Annotated in this window: 26 protein-coding genes; 11 read left to right on the top strand and 15 right to left on the bottom strand. The window is 60.4% G+C overall.

Features of this window, described 5'->3' with window-relative positions; genetic code table 11:
- Positions 1-112 precede the first annotated feature (112 nt).
- The 5 genes from AC0Z5Z_RS25755 to AC0Z5Z_RS25775 all read left to right on the top strand — a co-directional run bounded on the left by AC0Z5Z_RS25755 (position 113) and on the right by AC0Z5Z_RS25775 (position 4,679).
- Positions 113-793, top strand: a complete 681-nt coding sequence (locus AC0Z5Z_RS25755; RefSeq protein WP_039759813.1) for a response regulator — start codon at positions 113-115, stop codon at positions 791-793.
- Positions 790-2,115: an ATP-binding protein gene (locus AC0Z5Z_RS25760; RefSeq protein ID WP_041478464.1), complete on the top strand. Its 1,326-nt coding sequence runs from the start codon at positions 790-792 to the stop codon at positions 2,113-2,115. The genes AC0Z5Z_RS25755 and AC0Z5Z_RS25760 overlap by 4 nt, the downstream gene beginning before the upstream one ends.
- 216 nt (positions 2,116-2,331) lie before the next feature.
- The gene (locus AC0Z5Z_RS25765) at positions 2,332-2,817 is read left to right on the top strand and encodes a GNAT family N-acetyltransferase (RefSeq protein WP_375122466.1); all 486 of its coding nucleotides are present in this window, start codon (positions 2,332-2,334) and stop codon (positions 2,815-2,817) included.
- A gap of 141 nt (positions 2,818-2,958) precedes the next feature.
- Entirely contained in the window at positions 2,959-4,371 is a 1,413-nt protein-coding gene (locus tag AC0Z5Z_RS25770) for an aspartate aminotransferase family protein (protein WP_252876671.1), read from the top strand.
- Between the two features lie 83 nt (positions 4,372-4,454).
- Positions 4,455-4,679: an MbtH family protein gene (locus AC0Z5Z_RS25775; RefSeq protein ID WP_016770808.1), complete on the top strand. Its 225-nt coding sequence runs from the start codon at positions 4,455-4,457 to the stop codon at positions 4,677-4,679.
- A 198-nt stretch (positions 4,680-4,877) separates the two neighbouring features.
- Here AC0Z5Z_RS25775 and AC0Z5Z_RS25780 read toward each other — a convergent pair whose 3' ends face one another.
- The 10 genes from AC0Z5Z_RS25780 to soxR all read right to left on the bottom strand — a co-directional run bounded on the left by AC0Z5Z_RS25780 (position 4,878) and on the right by soxR (position 12,380).
- Positions 4,878-5,783 carry a metal ABC transporter substrate-binding protein gene (locus tag AC0Z5Z_RS25780; protein ID WP_056788574.1) on the bottom strand — a complete coding sequence of 302 codons (906 nt, stop codon included), beginning with the start codon at positions 5,781-5,783 and terminating at the stop codon, positions 4,878-4,880.
- A complete protein-coding gene (locus tag AC0Z5Z_RS25785; protein ID WP_007917717.1) occupies positions 5,784-6,683 on the bottom strand; it encodes a metal ABC transporter permease in 900 nt (299 codons plus the stop codon).
- Positions 6,683-7,534 (bottom strand): metal ABC transporter ATP-binding protein, encoded by an 852-nt coding sequence (locus AC0Z5Z_RS25790; protein ID WP_460062220.1) that lies wholly within the window; start codon positions 7,532-7,534, stop codon positions 6,683-6,685. The genes AC0Z5Z_RS25785 and AC0Z5Z_RS25790 overlap by 1 nt, the downstream gene beginning before the upstream one ends.
- Entirely contained in the window at positions 7,531-8,460 is a 930-nt protein-coding gene (locus AC0Z5Z_RS25795) for a metal ABC transporter substrate-binding protein (RefSeq protein WP_485611817.1), read from the bottom strand. Before AC0Z5Z_RS25795 ends, AC0Z5Z_RS25790 begins: the two co-directional genes overlap by 4 nt.
- Before the next feature lie 35 nt (positions 8,461-8,495).
- Positions 8,496-9,071, bottom strand: a complete 576-nt coding sequence (locus AC0Z5Z_RS25800; RefSeq protein ID WP_485611818.1) for a DUF6162 family protein — start codon at positions 9,069-9,071, stop codon at positions 8,496-8,498.
- On the bottom strand, positions 9,068-9,406 hold the full coding sequence (locus AC0Z5Z_RS25805) for a hypothetical protein (RefSeq protein WP_125917368.1): 339 nt from the start codon (positions 9,404-9,406) through the stop codon (positions 9,068-9,070). The genes AC0Z5Z_RS25800 and AC0Z5Z_RS25805 overlap by 4 nt, the downstream gene beginning before the upstream one ends.
- Positions 9,403-9,945, bottom strand: coding sequence for a hypothetical protein (locus tag AC0Z5Z_RS25810; protein ID WP_041478472.1), 543 nt, complete (start codon positions 9,943-9,945; stop codon positions 9,403-9,405). The genes AC0Z5Z_RS25805 and AC0Z5Z_RS25810 overlap by 4 nt, the downstream gene beginning before the upstream one ends.
- Positions 9,942-11,141, bottom strand: a complete 1,200-nt coding sequence (locus tag AC0Z5Z_RS25815) for a PepSY-associated TM helix domain-containing protein (RefSeq protein ID WP_016770800.1) — start codon at positions 11,139-11,141, stop codon at positions 9,942-9,944. Before AC0Z5Z_RS25815 ends, AC0Z5Z_RS25810 begins: the two co-directional genes overlap by 4 nt.
- Positions 11,142-11,356: 215 nt before the next feature.
- Positions 11,357-11,815 carry a VOC family protein gene (locus AC0Z5Z_RS25820; RefSeq protein WP_056788589.1) on the bottom strand — a complete coding sequence of 153 codons (459 nt, stop codon included), beginning with the start codon at positions 11,813-11,815 and terminating at the stop codon, positions 11,357-11,359.
- Positions 11,816-11,927: 112 nt separating this feature from the next.
- Positions 11,928-12,380 (bottom strand): redox-sensitive transcriptional activator SoxR, encoded by a 453-nt coding sequence (gene soxR, locus AC0Z5Z_RS25825; protein WP_150638863.1) that lies wholly within the window; start codon positions 12,378-12,380, stop codon positions 11,928-11,930.
- 93 nt (positions 12,381-12,473) lie between these two features.
- Here soxR and AC0Z5Z_RS25830 point away from each other — a divergent pair, with 93 nt between their 5' ends.
- The 5 genes from AC0Z5Z_RS25830 (at position 12,474) to AC0Z5Z_RS25850 (ending at position 17,172) form a co-directional block, all read left to right on the top strand.
- Positions 12,474-12,836 carry an antibiotic biosynthesis monooxygenase gene (locus AC0Z5Z_RS25830; protein WP_485611819.1) on the top strand — a complete coding sequence of 121 codons (363 nt, stop codon included), beginning with the start codon at positions 12,474-12,476 and terminating at the stop codon, positions 12,834-12,836.
- 101 nt (positions 12,837-12,937) lie between these two features.
- Complete coding sequence (locus AC0Z5Z_RS25835) at positions 12,938-13,207, top strand: hypothetical protein (protein ID WP_016770723.1); 270 nt, start codon at positions 12,938-12,940, stop codon at positions 13,205-13,207.
- Between the two features lie 101 nt (positions 13,208-13,308).
- Positions 13,309-13,923, top strand: coding sequence for a LysE family translocator (locus tag AC0Z5Z_RS25840; protein ID WP_485611820.1), 615 nt, complete (start codon positions 13,309-13,311; stop codon positions 13,921-13,923).
- Between the two features lie 205 nt (positions 13,924-14,128).
- The gene (locus AC0Z5Z_RS25845; RefSeq protein ID WP_485611821.1) at positions 14,129-15,295 is read left to right on the top strand and encodes an aminotransferase class V-fold PLP-dependent enzyme; all 1,167 of its coding nucleotides are present in this window, start codon (positions 14,129-14,131) and stop codon (positions 15,293-15,295) included.
- A 68-nt stretch (positions 15,296-15,363) separates the two neighbouring features.
- A complete protein-coding gene (locus tag AC0Z5Z_RS25850) occupies positions 15,364-17,172 on the top strand; it encodes an aminopeptidase P family protein (protein WP_252884605.1) in 1,809 nt (602 codons plus the stop codon).
- 44 nt (positions 17,173-17,216) lie between these two features.
- Here AC0Z5Z_RS25850 and AC0Z5Z_RS25855 read toward each other — a convergent pair whose 3' ends face one another.
- Together AC0Z5Z_RS25855 and AC0Z5Z_RS25860 are read right to left on the bottom strand one after the other, a co-directional pair.
- Positions 17,217-17,813, bottom strand: a complete 597-nt coding sequence (locus AC0Z5Z_RS25855) for a DsbA family protein (protein WP_485611822.1) — start codon at positions 17,811-17,813, stop codon at positions 17,217-17,219.
- Positions 17,814-17,854: 41 nt separating this feature from the next.
- Positions 17,855-18,583 carry an SDR family oxidoreductase gene (locus tag AC0Z5Z_RS25860; protein WP_485611823.1) on the bottom strand — a complete coding sequence of 243 codons (729 nt, stop codon included), beginning with the start codon at positions 18,581-18,583 and terminating at the stop codon, positions 17,855-17,857.
- A 91-nt stretch (positions 18,584-18,674) separates the two neighbouring features.
- Between AC0Z5Z_RS25860 and AC0Z5Z_RS25865 the strand changes: the two genes are divergently transcribed.
- Positions 18,675-19,244, top strand: coding sequence for a TetR/AcrR family transcriptional regulator (locus tag AC0Z5Z_RS25865; RefSeq protein ID WP_095182158.1), 570 nt, complete (start codon positions 18,675-18,677; stop codon positions 19,242-19,244).
- Here AC0Z5Z_RS25865 and AC0Z5Z_RS25870 read toward each other — a convergent pair whose 3' ends face one another.
- The 3 genes from AC0Z5Z_RS25870 to AC0Z5Z_RS25880 all read right to left on the bottom strand — a co-directional run.
- Entirely contained in the window at positions 19,245-19,526 is a 282-nt protein-coding gene (locus AC0Z5Z_RS25870) for a hypothetical protein (RefSeq protein ID WP_095182157.1), read from the bottom strand.
- Between the two features lie 167 nt (positions 19,527-19,693).
- On the bottom strand, positions 19,694-20,581 hold the full coding sequence (gene rhtA / locus AC0Z5Z_RS25875; RefSeq protein WP_252876664.1) for a threonine/homoserine exporter RhtA: 888 nt from the start codon (positions 20,579-20,581) through the stop codon (positions 19,694-19,696).
- Positions 20,574-20,781 (bottom strand): hypothetical protein (locus AC0Z5Z_RS25880; RefSeq protein ID WP_485611824.1); only part of this gene is annotated, 208 nt, incomplete at its 5' end. The genes rhtA and AC0Z5Z_RS25880, both read right to left, overlap by 8 nt.

Consider the following 20,781-nt stretch of genomic DNA (forward strand, 5'->3'; position numbering starts at 1 on the left):
CGGCGATTAACCGATGATTAACCGCCATGCCCTTGTCGCAGTGACGTTGGGCGCCATAATGTCAGCTTAATCGGCCAACTGCCTAATCCGCTTTTTTCCTGTGGGATTCACCATGCACGTACTGGTTTGCGAAGACGACGAGCTGATTGCCAGCGGCATCGTTGCCGGGCTCACGGCTCAGGGTCTGACCGTCGAGCACGTCAACACCGCGTCCAAGGCGCGGGCGATGCTCAAGGTCGCCGAATTCGATGTGATGGTGCTCGATCTCGGCCTGCCGGACGAAGATGGCCTCAAGTTGCTGCAACAGTTGCGGCAGAGCGGCCTGGAAATTCCGGTTCTCATCCTAACTGCCCGTGACTCGGTGACCGATCGTGTCGATGGTCTGCAGGCCGGCGCCGACGACTATCTGCTCAAGCCTTTCGACCTGCGCGAACTGTTCGCTCGCCTGCAAACCCTGTTGCGCCGGGTGGCAGGGCGTAGCGTCAATCTGATTGAGCACGGCGCGCTGACCTACGACCCGAGCAGCCGCGAAACCCGTCTGGCCGGGCAACCGGTTGACCTGTCGCGCCGCGAGCAGTCGCTGTTGCAGGCGCTGTTGCACAATCGCGGCCGGGTGCTGTCCACCGAGCAACTGAAGGACAGCGTCTACGGCTTTAACGACGAACTGGAAAGCAACGCGCTGAACGTGCATATCCATCATCTGCGCAGCAAGCTTGGCAAAGGCATCGTCGAAACCGTGCGTGGTCTGGGCTATCGCCTCGGCCCCGCCGATGGCGCAGAGCAAGGCAAATGATGAGTCTGCGCCTGCGCCTGAGCCTGACGCTCGGCGCCGCCTTCGCGTTGATCTGGGCGCTGGCGGCGGCGTGGATGCTCAGCGACCTGCGCAATCAGATGATGTTTTCCCTCGACCAGCGTCTGGTGGCGTCGGCGCGCATGGTCGCCGGCTTGCTCGAGCAATTGCCGACGCTGCCGAGCAAGGGCGAGGGCACCCATTTCAGCGCAGAACAGCTGAATATTCCCGGTGGCATGGCTTGTCAGGTCAGCTCATTGCGCGGCGAGATTCTCGCGCGAAGCCACAACAACCCCGAGCAAGCGCTGGAAGCCGAGAAAATGGGCTTCCACGATCAGATGATCGACGGCGCCCCGTGGCGCAGTTTCACCCTGGCCCGCGGCGATGTGCGCATCACTACGGCGGATCGGCAGATCGAGCGCGAAGCCTTGAACATGTCGATTCTGCTCGCTGCTTCGGTGCCGGTCGGTGTGGCCTTGCTGGGTTGCCTGTGCCTGCTGTGGCTGGGCATCGGTCAGGGCCTGGCGCCGCTCAATCGTCTGCGCGAGGCGCTGATGCGGCGCAATGCCGACTCTCTTGAACCATTGCAGTTGCAGGCGTTTCCCAGCGAATTGAAGCCGTTGCTGGAAACTCAGAATCAGTTGTTTCAACGCATCGGCAAGACCATCGAACGTGAACGTCGTCTGACCGGCGACGCCGCGCATGAACTGCGCAGTCCGCTGACGGCGATCAAGACCCACCTGCAAGTGGCGCGCATGACCGACGGCAGCGCCCGCGATCAGTCGCTCGCGCGCGCCGAGGAGGGCGCCGATCGCTTGCATCGCACTCTTGAGCAATTGCTGTTACTGGCGCGGGTCGAAGGCAGTCTGTCGTTTGATGACGGCTCGCAATGCAGCGCCGAACAAGTGGCCAGACTGGCGATCCAGGACGCCACCGGCGGCGAGCGGTTGCGGATCAAGCTGCACGTGCCGGACGACCTGCCCACCGCGCCGCTGCAAATGCCTGCGGTGCTGGCGATTGCTGCATTGCGCAACCTGCTCGACAACGCCCTGCGCCACACGTCTGAAGATTGTGCGGTCGAGGTTAGCCTGGAGAGCATCGGCAATCGTGTGCGTTTTGTCGTGCGCGACCATGGCCCGGGCATTGCGCCGGATGACTTGCAACATCTGACCCAGCGCTTCTGGCGCAACGGGCAGAGCACCGGCTGCGGGCTGGGGCTGGCGATTGTCCAGGCGATCGTTCAGCGCTGTGATTGTGCCCTGCATTTCGACAGCCGCCCGGATGGCCTGCGGGTCGAACTGACCATGCCGTTGCAAGCCCTCTGATCTCACCTCAGATCCCCTGTGGGAGCGAGCCTGCTCGCGAATGCGGTAAGTCATTCAACATCGACGTTGACTGGCCTGACGCTCTCGCGAGCAGGCTCGCTCCCACAAATGATCACGTTCTTCCACATCAAATGTAACTTCTCGGCGTTCGCTATTCGCCAGGGGCGGGGCTAAGGTCAACGCAGCTTTGACTCAAAGGATTGAGGGAACTGCGCCATGGAAGCACCCGTCTGCGTTCGTTCGGCCACTCTGGCCGACACCGGCATCATCAACCGTATTGTCGAGCGCTCGATCCGTATCGGATGTGCACTCGATCACCGCAACCATCCACTTCTGGTCAGCGACTGGCTCAACCGCTCCTCCGCCGATTTCATCAGTAGCCGGCTCGCCGACCCACACTTCTATCTCTGTATCGCTTCGTTCGAAGACAAACCCGTCGGTGTCGGCATGGCCCGGGTCAGTGGCGAAATCCCGCTGTGTTACGTCCAGCCTGAATCCTTTCGCCGGGGCGTCGGCCGGGCGCTGATGCACAATCTCGAAGGTTGGTTGCGCATTCGCGGTGTGCAGCATGTTTACCTCAACAGCACCCGCACCGCCGAGGCGTTCTATCGGCACTTGGGTTACCAACAGGCAGCGCCACCCGGCCTCTCCACCGGCGTGCAGACCGTGCCGCTGCACAAACCTTTGTCCTCACCGGCCTGACAACTCGATCAAGGGTGTAAATCCGTACCGCTCTGAAGCGTTTCCAGAACAGGAAAACCTGCAAGTGCGCCCCGCGACCGGAACGCGCACCTGTTGGTGTGCTGCTTTGGTCACTATCCATACGAATTGAGGGGTCGAAAGATGTCAGTCGCCACCAGTCTTATCGAAGCGTCGTCGGCCCGGGTCGCCTCGGCGCCGGCAGAAACGTTATACGAATTCCACGAATCACCGTTACTGGCGCGCCAGAGTCGCCAGGAATCCAATGCGCGCAGCTATCCACGCCGCATTCCGCTGGCGCTCAAGCGTGCCAAGGGCCTGTATGTCGAGGATGTCGAAGGGCGTACCTTCATCGACTGCCTGGCTGGGGCCGGCACGTTGGCGCTGGGGCACAACCACCCGGTAGTGATTGAGGCGATCCAGCAGGTGCTGGCCGATGAGTTGCCGCTGCACACCCTCGACCTGACTACGCCGGTCAAGGATCAATTCGTCCAGGACCTGTTCGGACTGCTGCCCACGGAGTTGGCGGCACAGGCGAAAATCCAGTTCTGCGGCCCGACCGGCACCGACGCCGTGGAAGCAGCATTGAAACTGGTGCGCACGGCCACTGGCCGCAGCACCGTGCTGTCATTTTCCGGCGGTTATCACGGCATGAGTCAGGGTGCGTTGAGCCTGATGGGCAGCCTGGGGCCGAAAAAACCACTGGGTGCCTTGCTCAGCAATGGCGTGCAGTTCATGCCGTTCCCCTACGACTACCGTTGCCCGTTCGGCCTCGGCGGCGCGGCGGGCGTCAACGCCAATCTGAGCTACCTGGAAAACCTGCTCAACGATCCCGAGGCTGGCGTGCAATTGCCGGCGGCGGTGATCGTCGAAGCGGTGCAGGGCGAGGGCGGGGTGATTCCGGCCGATATCGAGTGGTTGCGTGGCTTGCGCCGAATTACCGAAAGGGCCGGGGTGGCGCTGATCGTTGATGAGATCCAGAGCGGGTTCGCCCGCACCGGCAAGATGTTTGCCTTTGAACATGCGGGCATCGTTCCGGATGTGGTGGTGTTGTCCAAAGCCATCGGTGGCAGCCTGCCCTTGGCGGTGGTGGTATACCGCGACTGGCTCGACACTTGGCAACCGGGCGCCCATGCCGGCACGTTCCGTGGCAATCAGATGGCCATGGCCGCCGGTTCAGCGGTGATGCGTTATCTGGTAGAGCACAAGGTCTGTGAACACGCCGCTGCCATGGGTGATCGGCTCAGCGAACATCTGCACATCCTGCAACGCGACTTCCCGCAACTGGGCGATATCCGTGGTCGAGGCCTGATGCTCGGCGTCGAACTGGTCGACCCGAACGGCGCGCCCGATGCGCTCGGTCATCCGCCGGCATTCGCGCGTCTGGCGCCGCTGGTCCAGCGTGAATGCCTCAAGCGTGGCCTGATTCTGGAACTGGGCGGCCGCCATGGCGCGGTCGTGCGCTTCCTGCCGCCGCTGGTGATCAGCGCAGCGGAAATCGATCGGGTGGCCGAGATCTTCGGATGCGCATTGGCCGCTGCCACCGCCGCGCTGTAAATTTTTCCGCGCGGCGAACGTTCTTTCTACATACCCCGGCTGCATCCGTTGTGCAGCCGACCTTACAACGATGGAGAACCAGCATGACGTCAGTATTCGACCGCGAGGACATCCTCTTTCAGGTCGTGGTCAACCACGAAGAGCAATACTCGATCTGGCCCGATTACAAAGCTGTGCCGCAAGGCTGGCGTACCGTGGGCAAGAGCGGCCTGAAAAAGGAATGCCTGGCCTACATCGAAGAAGTCTGGACCGACATGCGTCCGTTGAGCCTGCGTCAGAAGATGGATGCGCAAGTCGCGGCGCAATAAGCGACCGGACATAAAAAACCCGCTGGACCAGTGATGGTCAGCGGGTTTTTTCATGTCTTGAATTTGTATTGTCTGCACAGTCTCATCGCTGGCAAGACAGCTCCCACAGGTATTGTGGTTGATCACAAATGTGTGTTCGCCAAAAACTCTGTGGGAGCTGGCTTGCCAGCGATGAACGATGACTCGGTATCAGCCTGACTACGCTCCGCTCAACCCCTTGAGCAGCAAATCCACATTCCCCTCCAGCTCAGCCAGCGGATCCGCCGCGTCGGTACTCAACACCACCAGACGGCTGCCGGATTCGGCAATCGCCGCTTTCACCGGCTCCGCTGGCTGGCGATGGTGCAGCACCACCGCCACGTCATTGTCCTTGAGCGTCGCTGTCAGCTTCTTCAATTCATCTGGCGTCCACTCGGCATCAGGCCGCGCGTCCTGTCCGGCCAGTTCAAGGTTGAGGCTGCCAATCAGATAGCCGAAGTGATCGCTCAAGCTCATCACACTCAGGTTGTCCGCCTCGGCCAGGCGCGCTTCGGTGTCTGCGCTGAGTTTCAGCAGACGCTGTTTCAACGCCGCCAGGTTGGCTTCGATCGCAGGCTTGGCGCTCGGCGCCAGGCGCACCAGGTCTGCGGCCATCACATCGGCCATGCGCCCCATGTTGTTGCTCGCCAGCCATGGCTGACTGTTCAGGCCATCAACCAGCAGGCCCGGTTGCACGGCAATGCCGGGCAGCGCGCCGTCGACCGGGCGCGCAGCGTCGACTTCGACGATACGAATATTGCTGCGCCGCGCGATCGGGTACAGCGGATCATCGGCCCACAGTGAGCGCAGACCAATCACCGCGTCCGCGTCAGTGGCCAGTTTGCTCAGCGTCGGAGCGCCACGGCCGGTGAAATACGCAGTCTGACGGCTACCCGGAAGGTTGGCCGGCGCCGCGCGTTCGAGTTTGACGTCGGTACCCTTGAGCAATGCTTCGCCCAATCCATAGGTGATCGGTAACGAGGCCAGGACGCGCAAGGGTTTCGCGCTTTCAGCCGCCAGCAGCGGGGTGCAGACCACGCCACACAGGGCCATGGCCAGAGTCAGGTTACGCAGTGAAAAAGCCATTTATCCAAGATTCCCTTTCAGGCTGGGGACGACGCCGCGCGCGATGGCGGCGAGGGCAAAAGCGATGCCGGCGACCAGAATGATCGCGGCGCCGGACGGGATCGGCAGGTCGAAGACGATCGGCGCGAGAATCCCGCACAGCGTACTGACGGTAGCGATCAGCACCGAACACCAGAAAAAACCTTTGAGCGACTGGCTAAGCAAGCGCGCCGCTGCCGCCGGAATCACCAGCAAGGCACCGACCAGAATCGCGCCAATCACCTTCACGGCGGCGACGGTGATCAGGGTCACCAGAATCACGAACAGGTAATCCAGGGTCTTGACCGCTACGCCACGCACCGCCGCCAGTTGCGGATTGAAACTGGCGAGCATGATGCGGTTGTACAGCGGCAGGGCGAGGGCCATGACCAGCGAACCGACGATCGCCAGCACCGCCAGATCATTGCCGTTGACGGTCAATACCGAACCGAACAACACGTTTTCCAGAATGTGCACGTTGATCTTGCCGGCGAGAATCAGCAGCAGGCTCGCGCCCAGTGCCAGCGACACCGAGAGAAACACACCGATCAGCGTATCCGGCGCCAGCCCGGTGCGGTTGCGCAGGTAATTGAGCAGGATGCCGAACAGCAGGCAGTAGCCGAACAGGCTGCCGTACGGGCCGGTGTAGGGTTCGCCGAGCAGAATGCCGATGGCGACACCGGTCAACGCGGCATGGCCGACTGCTTCGGAAAAGAATGCAAAGCGCTTGACCACCACCAGCGTGCCGAGCCCACCGAGCACGGGGCCGATCAGCAGGCCGGCGAGCAGGGCGTTGACGACAAAACCGTAGGCCAGCGCTTCCGGCAGATAACCGGAAGACGCCCAACCCTGGACCATCAAACGAAAGGCTTCGTAACTCATCAGACCGCGCTCCGTGGATGGGTGGAAAACAGCGTCAGCAGACGCTCCGGAGTCAGTGCCTGTTGCGGTGTGGCATCGAACAGCACGCGGCGGTTGAGACCGGTGACCCGATCGGCCAGCCGACCCACCGCTTCCAGATCATGCTCGATCCACAGCACGGTGATACCCGCCGCGCGCCAGTCAGTGAGCAGACGTTCGAACACCTGGATCCCGGCCTCATCGAGGGCCGACATCGGCTCGTCGAGCACCAGCAATTGCGGTGCCGGGATCAAGCCCTGCGCGAGCAGTACCCGCTGCCGCTCACCACCGGACAGCGCGCCCATGCGCCGCTTGCGCTTGTCCTGCATGCCGACCCGTGCCAGCGCCTCGCCGATGGCACCGGCGTAGTGTTTGCTCAAACCGAGAAAGGCCGGACGGCGTTGACACATGGCGGCCATGAAATCGTCGACGGTCATCGGCAAGCCGCGATCGAACTCCAGCGCCTGCGGGACGTAACCAATGGTACCGGGCTCGCCGGGCCAGTGCAGGCTGAGCTGGCCCTGATGCGGCATCTGCCCGAGCAGGGTCTTGATCAGCGAACTTTTACCACCGCCATTGGGGCCGACCAGCGCATGCACGCTGCCGGGCTGCACCTGGAAGCTGACCTTGTCGAGAATCGTCGTGCGGCCCAAGGTCAGGCTGATATCCGCAAACTCCAGCGTCGGCCCGGTTATCCCCTGTGGGAGCGAGCCTGCTCGCGAATGCGGTGTGTCATTCAACGAAGATGTTGCCTGATCCGGCGCCTTCGCGAGCAGGCTCGCTCCCACCGGGTTATTGGTGTTGTCAGGGATCAGGGTTTCTTTCGACGTCATGCCCCCGACTCCTGAATCGCCCGAACTACGGTGTTGAGGTTGCCGGTCATTTCCTTTTCGTACTTGTCGGCGGTGTATTCGCCGTAGGAAATGTGCGACAGCGGGTACAGCTTCACCCCGGATTCACGCTGGATGGTGTCGACGTAGCTGGATGGGAAATCCATCTCCGAGAAGATCACTTTGACGTCGAGTTCACGCAACTGGTCGATGGTCTTTTTCAGCTGACTCGGGCTTGGCTCGATGCCGTGGGCGGGCTCGACCACGGCCGTCACTTCCAGACCGAATTCGCGCAACAGATAGTCGTAAGCCGCGTGCACCGTGGCCACGCGCAGTTCGGCGTTGGGTGCCTGGGTCAGTTTGGCCAAAGCGTCAGCGCGCATCTGCCGCAGGCGTTTGCCATAGGCACGCGCGTTCTGGGTGTAGGTCTTGGCGTTGTCCGGATCGATCTTGCCCAGCTCGCGGGCGATATTGTTGACCTGGGCGATGGAGGCGCTGATCGACAGGAACGTGTGCGGATTGACCACTTTGCCGGCGCCGCGCGCAGCGACACCGGTGGCCGCCAGCAGCGGCACGTTCTCGTTGGCTTCGATGGTTTTGACATTGGGCGTTTCGCTGGCGGCGATCATCCGGTCGGCGAAGTCGTCATGACCGACGCCGTTGAGCACGATCACGTCCAATCCGCTGATGCGCTTGATGTCCTCGGCGCGCGGCTCGTAGGCGTGCGGATTGAAGCCAGCAGGAATCAGCGGCACCACTTCGGCCTTGTCGCCGACGATGTTGGCGACGTAGCTGTAATACGGATGCAGAGTGATGCCGATACGCAGGCGTTTGCCTTGCTCGGCGCAGGCCAACGGGCTCAACAGGCAGGCGCACAGGCCAAGCAGAAACAGGCGTAACAATGGACGGCGAGGAGATGAAATGGACATGGGCAAGCAGTCTTCTCTCGGATAAAGGCGAGGAATCAATGGCGATGTTCGCGGGTAACCCCGGCATCGAATTGCGCGACGATCTGTTTCCAGCCAGCGGCGGACAGCGCCGCGTCGGACAGATCCTCCGCAGGCGCGAGGTCGGCGCTGCGGTTCAGCCAGATGTCCGGCGCCGCGTTGGCGTCAGTGCCGACACGCATCAAAAACGAACCGGCGACATCAGGCGTCGCACTCCGACCGAAATAGGCACGATCGGCGAACATCTGCCATGCGTGACCGCCACGGCTGACCGAACTGGCATCCTGCGCGAACGGCGCAAAGCCTTCTTCGGCGAGCATTTGTGGCGTCGGCAGGGCTTGTTGCTCTTCGCGCAGCAAGCGGATTTCGTCGAGGGTCACGCCCAGGTCGGCATAGATGCCTTGCTCAGCGGCGCTGAGATCGCGGCGGGCGTCGTACTGGTTGCTCGCGACCGGCTCCGGTTCATGGGAAACCCCGCGCCACGCCACCACCGAGCCGGCGACCGCGAGGATCAGCAGGCACAACAGCAGCACGTTGAGGGTTTCATGACCGGCACCGGCCGGACGTACCACTTGCGTCGTCGGGCTACTCATGGGGCTTCGATATCCGCCTGGTCGATTTCCACCACGTGGCCTGGGCCGGCGTCGAACAGCACATAGAACTCGCTGCCGGGCTTCTTGAACGTCAGCGTCGAGTCATCACCCAATTTGCCCGGCACCAGAATGGTTTCGTCATAACCGATCACATCGAGGGTCACCCCCGGCGCGCCGCTGCCGTCGGAGAAACCGCCGGTGCATTTGATCTGTTCGGCATCGATGGCTTTGCATTCGCACATCGGGTTGTGCGCCAGGGCGCCGGCACTGAACCCGGCGCTCAGCAGCAGCGCGGCGCTGGCGAGCAAACGGGTATGAAGGGGTGAGCGAGTCATGGTTTGGCTCCTTGTTTGTTCAGCCACGCAACCGTGGCGGGGGAGGCTTGGCTCAGGGGAATCGCGGCTTGGTGCATGCTGCCGTCCCAGCCTTCCATGGTGATCCACAGCTCGGCGTCAGGTTTGGTCTTTGCCGGGATCGGCATCTGCGTGCCCATGCGGTAAGGGGTACCGAAGAAGATCGTGCCGGCGGCACGCAGGCTGCGCGGTTTACCGATGCGCAAGTAAGTGGCCTTGACCTGTTCGACACAGCTGTCGCAGACGGCGGCAGTGAAATCCTTCATGTAGCCGGCCGGGCCGCTCAGGTGCGGCGCCTCTTCGCGTAACTCGGCCAGACGCAGGCTCCACGGGCCAACCTGAACGGTGCCTATTTCACGCTGGCCCAGGCCGCTGTCGCCGCGAAACAGCGAAGCATCGGCAAAATATTTCGGCATGAAGCCCAGCGGGATCAGCAACAGCAGGACATTTATGTGGAAACGCCACTTGTGCCAGAAACGCGACAGGCGCGACGGCGGTGTGACCGAGATGGCTTTGTTCACAGGCTCGCCTCCGAAGGTTCACGGCGCAGCGCCGGTTGGGCGGTGACGCGGTTTTTCTTGTCCTCGCGTTTCAGCGCATTGGCGGTGGCCAACGCGGTGCGCTTGGTCCAGATCAGCAGGCCGCTGAGGATCATCATGCTCAGCAACAGACCGAAGAAGAACCAGATCAACTTGATCCAGATTCCACCGAAGTCACCGGTGTGCAGCGGGCGCATGGATTCGGTGACGAATTCCAGCGAGGACCGATCGGACAGCAAGCGTGAGGAAGCCATTTCGCCGTTGTACGGGTTGAGAGTCGCGGTCTGATACATCAGCGGATACCAGCCACGGCCGCTGACGCTCATGTGCGAGTAGGCATTGCCCGGCAGGTTGACGTAGCTGGCTTCCAGCCCCGGAATCTTCTGCTGGGCGATTTCGATGGCGCGGTCCAGGCTGATGCGCGGCGGCGGGGTGCCGGCTGCCGAGATCGGCACACTTTCGCGGGACATCGCCGGGATGATCGGCTCGCTGGAAATGGAAATCTGGTTATCGAACAGGATCGCCTTGATCAGGAACCAGATGCCGGTGATCGAGATCACCGCGATGAACCAGATCGACCAGATGCCGCACAGGCGATGAAAGTCGCCCCAGAAGATCCGCGCACCATGGCGTACGCGCAGGGTCGGGCGCAGAAAACCTTTCCAGAAGCGCTTGTACACCACCAGCCCGGTAATCAGCGACACCAGCATCGGCACGCCGAGCAATGACACCAGATACCAGCCCCAGCTATAGCCATTGGTGAACGGCACCAGCCACCAGCCATGCAGGGCGCGGGTAAAGGCCTTGAAATCGAAGGCTGGCGCGGTGCCCTGAATGACCCCCGTGTACGGATTGACATAGACCGTCAACGAGCGCCCGTCGGGGTAGCTGACTTCGACATCGAGGGCAAAGTGCGACTCGTCCGGACGATTGATGCTCTGCACCAGGGTTTGCGGCTCGGCCTGTTTGATCGCGGCGAGGATCTGGTCGTAGCTCAGTCGCGGCGCGTCGTCCGACGGCTGACTGGCGCGCATTTGCGGGTTGGCCAGCCAGACAATCTCCTGGCTGACCACCGCCAGCGTGCCGGTGACACAGACGATCAGCACAAAGAACCAGATCGGCAACGCCAGCCAGCTATGCACCAGGAACCACAGTTTGGAACGGGATTTCTTCGACATGATTGCGCGTCTTGATTGCGGTGGAAGGGGCCGGGCTACGGGCTTCGCAGCACGGAACTCCCCCGGGAGACCGTTCGTGGCTTTTGCCTACGCGAACGGCCTGCATTCCTATAAGACGGATGAGCGAAGAAAATCCCGAAAGCGGATATGAAAGTAAATGTTTCGCAATTACATCGGCAGTGTATTTCTGCCGGTTGATCCGAGGTAAAAAACCCTCAACCTTGGTTAAACATCTCCATCGCCCGCTGGCGAATCTGCTCTTCGCTCAGATCCTCTTTGTGTGTGGCGAGAAACCACAGATGGCCGAACGGATCTCTGAGCGTGCCGCTGCGATCACCATAAAACTGGTCTTTGACCTCGGAGACGCTTTGCGCCCCGGCATCCAGCGCTTGTTGAAAGGACTGGTCGACATCGGTGACATACAGGTGCAAGCCGATCGACACCGCCTGCTGCGGATTGCTCAACGGCCCCTGATCACAAGGGGTGCCAAGCATGATCGCGCTGTCGCCGATGCGCAGTTCGGCGTGGCCGATGTTGCCGTCGGGCATGGTCAGGCGCATGACTTCGCTGGCATTGAAGGCTTTCTTGTAGAACTCGATGGCCTCGGCGGCCTGTTGGATGCCGAGATACGGGGTAATGCTGTGATACCCCTCGGGAATGGGTTTGACGCTCATGACGTTCTCCCTGTTTTTGTTTTCAACAGATGTGGTTACACCGGACTTACCCGGAGCAATCACTATAGAACCGTCCTTACTGCACAGATTTTCCGCCGACGAGCAGCAATCATCATTCATCGCGAAAGTGCGGGCCTGGGCCTCGGTCACCGAGCATGTCGCCTTTATTGCGTAACGGACACGCTTCCATGGATAGACAGCCGCAGCCGATGCACCCGGTGAGCTGATCGCGCATCAGCGTCAATTGCCTGATTCGTTCGTCGAGCTCGCGCTGCCATTGTTCAGACAGCATTTTCCAGTCCGCCGCCGAAGGCGCGCGATCCTGCGGCAGGATCTTCAGCGCTTCGCCGATTTCCGCCAGCGGTATTCCCAGCCGTTGCGCGACTTTGATCAACGCCACCCGGCGCAGGACGGCGCGCGGATAGCGGCGCTGATTGCCGGCATTGCGCTCACTCTTGATCAAACCTTTGGCTTCATAAAAGTGCAGCGCCGTGACCGCGACGCCACTGCGCGCCGAGACCTCCCCAACGGTGAGAGGCTTGTGCACCTGGTCTTTGCTGATCATGCTGAAAATGCTCTTGACCTTGACTTAACTAGAGGTTTTACCCTGCAGCTCTTCGGGTCGCAAGGCTCGCTTCAAGATGAGTGGGGGCTTTCCATGAGCAATCGCAGCTTTACCCAATTGATCGAATTCGAAATCGAACCCCGCCAGCAAGCGGCGCTGGTCTCGGCACTGGCGACGCAGACCGAGGGTCTGGCTCTGCGTTACGACGGATTTCTCAGCGCCAGCGTGCAAGCCAGCGACGACGGCCGCCGCGTGTTGAGCTTTTTGCAGTGGCAAAGTCGCGAAGCGGGCGAGGGGGCATTTCGCAGTTTCGAACGCGGCGAAGAGGATTTCTGGCAGTTGATCCGTACGCATCGGGCGAAAACCGTGACCTTCAACTCGTTCCAGGTGCACAGCAGCATTGCCCGCAGCCACGACGATGCGCTGCACTGCCGTCTGCCGGTCAGCCAGTATTAGTGCCAACCTGATAGCCACTATTGAGAGCGTTGATTTCTGCGCGAGCGTGCCCGGGCGTAGCCTTTCTCCATCGACCCCACATTGCTCGCCAGGACGCTCCCATGAACCGTTTACTGACTGTTTCGCTGATGCTCGCTGTTTCCGTACTCGCCGGCTGTGCTGGCCATGTTTCGCCAGAGCTGCGTCCCTATACCGCTGAAGAATCCCGCGAGCTGGCGCTGGAAGCGCTGAACCGCAGCGGTTTGTCGTTCGATGAATACCACGCCAAAAAAGCCCAATTGCTCGGCCAGCCGCAGAAAACTTTCGGCTTCGATCAACAGGGTGAGATGAGCGCCGAACGTGCCATACAGCTGCACGGTCGTCCGAGCTGAAAGCAAACTGTACTGCTTGAAGTTTTCCCTAACTGTCCGTGGGTTTGCCGGGCGGTGTGGGATAGGGTCAACAGCTGAATGACCCTGGATGGACTGCCTCGATGAACATCTCGCTTGATCTGCTGTTGGCCTTTGCCCTGTTTGCCCTTGTCACCTCGATCACACCGGGGCCGAACAACACCATGTTGCTGGCGTCCGGAGTGAATTTCGGTTTCAACCGCACCATTCCACACATGCTCGGCATCAGCTGCGGCTTCTTCCTGTTGGTGGTAGCGGTGGGCTTCGGCCTTGGCGCGGTGTTTCAGGCCTATCCGGTTCTGTATACGGTGCTGCGATATGTCGGCGCGGCGTATTTGTTGTATCTGGCGTGGAAGATCGCCCACTCCGGCCCGGTCGGCGACAGTTTCAACGGCGAGGCGAAACCGATCAGCTATCTGGGCGCCGCCGCGTTCCAGTGGGTCAATCCCAAGGCGTGGATCATGGCAATCGGTGCCATCAGCACGTACACGCCGATGCAGGGTTATTTCTATAACGTCGTGATCATCGCGGCGGTGTTCGCCATCATCAACCTGCCCAGCGTCGGCCTGTGGGCGGCGTGCGGCACGCTGTTGCGCAATGTGCTCAAGGATCCGCGCTGGTTGCGCGTGTTCAATTGGTGCATGGCGGCGCTGTTGGTGATCTCGCTGTATCCGTTACTTCTGGAAAGCTTTCATTGACGCATTGCTTCAATCGCCGGCCCGATGCCTGTTAAGCTCGGTTTCAGGAGCGTTCCTACGCACTTTTAAATGAAGCCCTACTTCTTTAACGGCATCCGATCAGGTATTGATGACGCTCTCGAACCCATGCACAGCTCACGAGGCTGTGCATTGTCGTTTGCAGACACGAGCCTCCTGATCCCGGAACACGCTCTGCGAGTCCTTTATGAACACACGTCCGTTGTATTTCGATTACGCCGCCACCACTCCGGTGGACGAGCGGGTCATCCAGGTGATGATCGAATGTCTGGGTTTTCACGGTAACTTCGGTAACCCGGCGTCCAGCTCCCACGCTTTCGGCCAGCAGGCCCGGCAGACGGTCGAGCAGGCGCGCCGGCAAGTTGCCGATCTGGTCGGCGCGCAGCCTGAGCAGATTGTCTGGACCTCCGGTGCCACCGAATCCAACAACCTCGCTCTCAAAGGCGTCGCTCAGGCCCGTGGCGTTTGCGGCGGGCACATCATTACCAGTCAGATCGAACACAAGGCCATTCTCGACACCGCGCGGCAATTGCAGGACTCGGGCATTGCCGTGACCTATCTGGTGCCGGACGCCCAAGGCTTGATCACGCCGCAAGCGGTCAGCGAAGCGATGCGTGACGACACTTTTCTGGTCTCGCTGATGCTGGTCAACAACGAGTTGGGCACGGTCAACGATGTCGAGGCGATTGGCGAAGTGGTGCGCAGTCGGCAGGCGTTGTTCCATGTTGATGCGGCGCAAGGCGCGGGCAAAGTCGCGATCGATCTGAGCCGCTGGCCGGTGGATCTGATGTCGTTTTCCGCACACAAACTCTACGGCCCCAAAGGCATCGGCGCTTTGTATGTCGGCCCGCAGGCGCAGCAACGCTTGCAGGCGCAGATTCACGGTGGTGGTCATGAGGGTGGCCTACGCTCCGGAACCCTGGCGACTCATCAGATTGCCGGGATGGGCGCTGCATTCGCTTTGGCCGCCGACGCATTCGATGAAGAGAAAAAGTCCATCATCGCTTTGCGCGAACGCTTGCTCGAACGTTTGATGACTCTACCTGGCGTGCGCCTCAATGGCAGTGCCTCGCAACGTATTCCGCACACCCTGAGCCTGACCTTCAGCGAGGGCGAGTTCAACAGCGCCGCATTGAGCCATTCGATCGCGTTTTCCGCGACGTCGGCGTGTAATTCCGCGAGCAACACACCGTCCCACGTGCTGCTCGCGCTCGGACACGATGCGCGGCTGGCGGGGCGCACCATTCGCTTGAGCCTCGGGCGGTTTACCACCGTCGAGGATGTCGACAAGGCCGTCGAACTGATCACTACCGCCTGCGCCAGTGCCCCGGCATTCTGGGCGACAGGGCTTTAAACAGCCGACGCTTTCCATGGCCGAGAAGGCTACGAACAATAACGATGACGCGATTAGCAGGAGACATGATGAGTTCCCACACCTTGACCGAAGGATCGGTGCCTCAGCGCCTGGCGCATACCCGTGAACTGATGCGCCGCGAAGGCATCCATGCGCTGCTGGTGCCGTCCGCCGACCCGCATCTTTCGGAATACCTGCCGGGTTACTGGCAGGGCCGGCAATGGTTGTCGGGTTTCCATGGCTCGGTCGGTACGCTGATCGTCACCGCTGATTTCGCCGGTGTGTGGGCCGACAGTCGTTACTGGGAACAGGCGACGAAAGAGCTCAACGGCAGCGGCATCGAACTGGTCAAGCTGCAACCGGGGCAACCGAGCCCGCTGGACTGGCTGGCCGAACAAACCCCTGAGGGCGGCGTGGTTGCGGTCGACGGCGCGGTAATGGCAGTGGCGTCGGCGCGTACGCTGAGCAGCAAACTCGAAGCACGCGGCGCTCGCCTGCGTACCGATATCGACCTGTTGCAGGAAGTCTGGCGTGATCGCCCGAGCCTGCCGAACGCGCCGATCTATCAGCATCTGCCGCCGCAAGCGACTATCAGCCGCGGCGAGAAGCTGGCGAAATTGCGCGAAACCTTGCAAGAACGTGGTGCCGACTGGCACTTCATCGCCACCCTGGATGACATCGCTTGGCTGTTCAACCTGCGCGGCGGAGATGTCTCCTTCAATCCTGTGTTTGTTTCGTTCGCTTTGATCAATCAGCAACAGGCCACGCTGTTCGTGGCGCTGAGCAAGGTCGATGCCGATCTGCGTGCCGTGCTCGAACAGGATGGCGTAACGCTACGTGATTACAGCGAAGTGGCCGATGCATTGCGGTCTGTGCCGAGTGGCGCGAGCCTGCTGGTCGATCCGGCGCGAGTGACCACGGGGTTGCTGGATAACCTCGAAAGTGGCGTGAAACTGGTCGAGGGCCTCAACCCGACTACGTTGGCCAAATCGCAGAAAAGCGAAGCCGACGCTCAGCACATCCGCAAAGCGATGGAGCAGGATGGCGCGGCGTTGTGCGAATTCTTTGCCTGGCTGGAATCGGCGTGGGGACGCGAGCGCATCACCGAACTGACCATCGACGAGAAACTTACCGCTGCCCGTGAACGTCGTCCCGATTACGTTTCGCTGAGCTTCAACACGATTGCCGCGTTCAACGCCAATGGCGCGATGCCGCACTATCACGCTACCGAAGAAGAGCATGCGGTGATCGAGGGCGATGGTCTGTTGCTCATCGATTCCGGTGGCCAATACCTCGGCGGTACCACTGACATCACGCGGATGGTCCCCGTGGGCACGCCGACGCAAGAACAGAAGCAGGATTGCACCCGCGTATTGAAAGGCGTGATTGCGCTGTCGCGGGCACGATTCCCGAAAGGCATTCTGTCGCCGCTGCTAGACGCCATCGCTCGTGCGCCGATCTGGGCTGACAACGTCGACTACGGCCACGGCACCGGTCACGGCGTGGGCTATTTCCTCAACGTTCACGAAGGTCCGCAAGTGATCGCTTATCAAGCGGCACCGGCACCGCAGACGGCGATGCAGCCGGGGATGATCACCTCGATCGAACCCGGCACTTATCGCCCGGGCCGCTGGGGTGTGCGCATCGAAAACCTGGCGATGAACCGTGAGGCCGGCAGCAGCGAATTCGGCGACTTCCTCAAGTTCGAAACCCTGACGCTGTGCCCGATCGATACCCGCTGCCTGATTGCTGACCTGCTGACCCACGAAGAAAAGCAGTGGCTGAACGACTACCACCGCGAAGTGCGTGAGCGACTGAGTCCATTGCTGGATGGCGCGGCGTTGAGCTGGTTGAACGAGCGCACTGTGGCCATTTGATCGATTTACCCAAGGCACCGCTCGCGATGCCTTGGGGCTTGGCTTCAGTCCTGGCGCAATGCCTCTTCCACGAAGTCGAGTCGATCCTGACCGAAGAACAACTGATCGCCGATAAACATGCTGGGGGCACCGAAAACGCCGCGCCTGATGGCGGCTTCGGTGTTTTCCTTGAGTGCTGCTTTGACTGATTCATCGTTGGTCAGCGCGATTATCTCTTGGGGATCGAAGCCGTTTTCAGTCAGCACGGCGCCAATGGTTTGCGGATCGTTGAGGTTACGACCTTCTACCCAAAGCGCCCTGAACAGGCAGTCGACGAACTCCGCGAAACGCTGCGGCTGGTGCATCTGCATGCCAGTGACGGCACGCATCAATATCAGTGTGTTGATTGGAAAGTGCGGATTGAATCTGAGCTGGACGCCGTAGCGTTTGGCGAAGCGATCGAGGTCCTGAAACATGTAGCGGCCCTTGGCCGGAATCATTGCCGGCGAAGCGTTGCCGGTGGCTTTGAACACGCCACCCAACAGCATCGGGATGTAGATCAGTTCGCTATGGGTATCGGCGCAGATTTTCGCTAGCTGGGTGTGCGCCAGATAGGTGGCGGGGCTGCCGAGGTCGAAATAGAATTCCACGGTTTTCGTCATGATCAAATTGCGCTCTTATTGTTGTAATGAGGGAGGAGGGCTTACCAGCGTTCGTTCCAGGGCCGAAGGTCCAGCTCAAAAGTCCAGGCATCCCGTGGCTGACTGTGCAGATACCAATAGTTTTCAGCGATGTGCTCGGGATTGAGAATGCCGTCCTGATCCTTGGTCGCGTATTTCTCGGGAAAGCTGTTGCGGATGAAGTCGGTATCGATCGCACCATCAACCACGACGTGGGCGACATGAATGTTTATCGGCCCCAACTCTCTCGCCATGCTTTGCGCGAGTGCGCGGATGCCATGTTTGGCTCCAGCGAAAGCGGCAAATCCAGAAGCACCGCGCAGCCCGGCCGTGGCACCAGTGAACAGAATCGTACCGCGCTGCCGAGTGACCATGCGCTTGGCCACTTCACGGGCATTGAGAAAACCGGAGAAGCAGGCCATCTCCCAGATCTTGAAATATTTGCGCGCGGTTTCTTCGAGAATGCTGCAGGGCACGTTGGCGCCGATGTTGAAAACAAAGGCTTCGATCGGGCCGACGCGGGTTTCGATGTCTTCGATCAAGGCGATGACGTCTTCTTCCTTGCGCGCATCGCAGGCAAAACCATGGGCCTCACCGCCCTCAGCGATGATTGCGTCAACCAGAGGCTGCAATTTGTCGGCGCTGCGCCGGGTCACGCAGGCTATAAACCCCTCACTGGCAAAGCGCTTGGCAATCGACCCGCCGGTGGCATCACCGGCACCGACAACCAACACGACCTTCTTGTTATTCATGGGTGAATCCCTTTGGGTTAACGATCGTTTAGTTAACGAACGTTATGCTAGGATTTGGGCAGCGTCAAGGCGATCTACTTCAGGAGATGACATGCGTTATTCGGCCGGACACAAATCGGAAACCCGCGAACGATTGCTGCAAAGCAGCGCGCTGTCGGCAAAGAAATCGGGGTTTTCCACGGTGGGCGTGGATGGCCTGATGAAAGCCATCGGTTTGAGTGGCGCCGCGTTCTACAGCCACTTTGCATCCAAGGATGCGTTGTTCGCTGCCATCGTCGAGCGAGAGTTGAGTGAAAGTCTTGAGCGCCTTGGTGGCCAGGGCGGTGCAGATCGGCAGCGGCTGGAGCGTTGTCTGAAGCAGTACCTGAGCATGGCCCACGTCGAGCAACCAGAGTCCGGTTGCGCGCTGCCGACATTGGGCGCGGAGATTGCCCGTGCCGATGTACAGGTGCGTGAGCAGGCTGAAGAATGGATCTGCCGCCTTCAGCAGGGCTGGGCCGAGATACTGGAAAGCGAGAGTCTGGCCTGGTCGGTGCTGTCGCAATGCGTGGGCGCATTGGTGGTTGCGCGGATGCTGGCAGCACCGGACGTGCAGCGTACGGTGTTGCGCTCGAGTCACGAGGAAATTACACGTCAGCTCGCTTTGCCGCGAGCCGAGTAGTTATTTGCAGATGACGATCATGCTGCGGCTGGTATAACCGGCGGGGTTCAGGCCGAACGGATAATCGCCAGGTTCCTCGACGACATCCCCGGATTTGGCGATCACCTTGTAACCCTTGGGGGCGCAGGAGTTGGCTGCGCTGGTGTAGCACTTGTCCCATGAGGATGAAAGACCGGAACAGTTGATGTGCAGTCCCTTCTTGCCGCGTTTGACCTGGGTTTCCGAAGTCGCCGCGCAACTCGCGATCGCCAGCAGGGCGATCATTAGCAAAATTCGTTTCATTACCATCCTTAATAGCGGCCGCGAGTCTGGTGCTCGGGTCTGCCTGTATTCGCTCGCGTTTGCAGCGTGGTGCCGTCCTTTGCGAAAAAATCCATGCCTGGCGATGGGTTACGCAGCTAAACATGGCCTAAATGAGCGCCAATTACCAGAGCCACTTTCGCTACGCTTCAGTCAGCCGCGACAGCAGGCTTTGCTCCGCTACCCATGGTCATGGTTGCGCCCACTGAAGCCAGAATAATGCACAGGATGGCCAGCCATTGTGACAATGAAAGGTATTCCTGGAGAAAAAGCAGGCCTGACAGCGCGCCGAAGGCCGGCTCGATACTCATGAGCGTGCCGAAGGTGCGCGCGGGCATACGCGTCAGCGCGACCATCTCCAGGGTATAGGGCAGGGCGGTCGACAGAATGGCAACGCCGATAGCGACTGGAATCAACGATGGTGTAAGCAGCGCAGCACCGGCATGAACGATTCCGATCGGTGCCACGAACAGCGCGGCGATCATTACGCCGAGGGCTGCCGTCGTCACCCCGTTATCGGCGCCGGCCTTTTGCCCGAATAAAATGTACAGCGCCCAGCAGACCCCGGCGCCCAGCGCATAGCCCGCTCCGACCAGATCAATGCCGACAGTGGTTGCCCCGGTAGGTATCAATAGAAGCAAGCCGGCCGCAGCAAGCGCAATCCATACAAAATCGATGGCTCGGCGAGACGCATATATAGCTACAGCCAGAGGGCCGGTGAATTCCAGCGCAACGGCGATGCCCAGCGGCACTGTGCGCAGCGACATATAAAAGAGGAAGTTCATTCCACCCAATGCCATTCCGTAGACGATCACGGTACGAAGAGACTTGGCGGTCAGCTTTGCACGCCATGGGCGCAGTATCAGCAGCATGATCACGCTGGCAAAGATCAGGCGAAGAGTGGTTGTTCCTTGTGCGCCGATAATGGGGAACATGCTTTTGGCCAGAGAAGCGCCCGACTGGATGGACGCCATGGCTATCATGAGCAGGCAAACCGGAAACAATGTGGAAGCAAGGGAGCGGGGTTGATCATTCATTGCGCGGCAGCATCCAAGGCAAAAACACAGTGTTGTTGTGGTAGTGGGCAATATACTGCGCATTGGATGGGGTCGCGTCTATATATAGAAAGCGTTTTTGCTGATTTGAAAGAAAAGCGAAATTAACGGTTGACGGCAGATTCCAGAGGTCTATAATTCGCCCCACTTCCGGCGCAGTCGAAACGGAAAACTCCTTGAGA

The organism is Pseudomonas sp. 1L-E-NC-VB-C3, assembly GCF_057291535.1.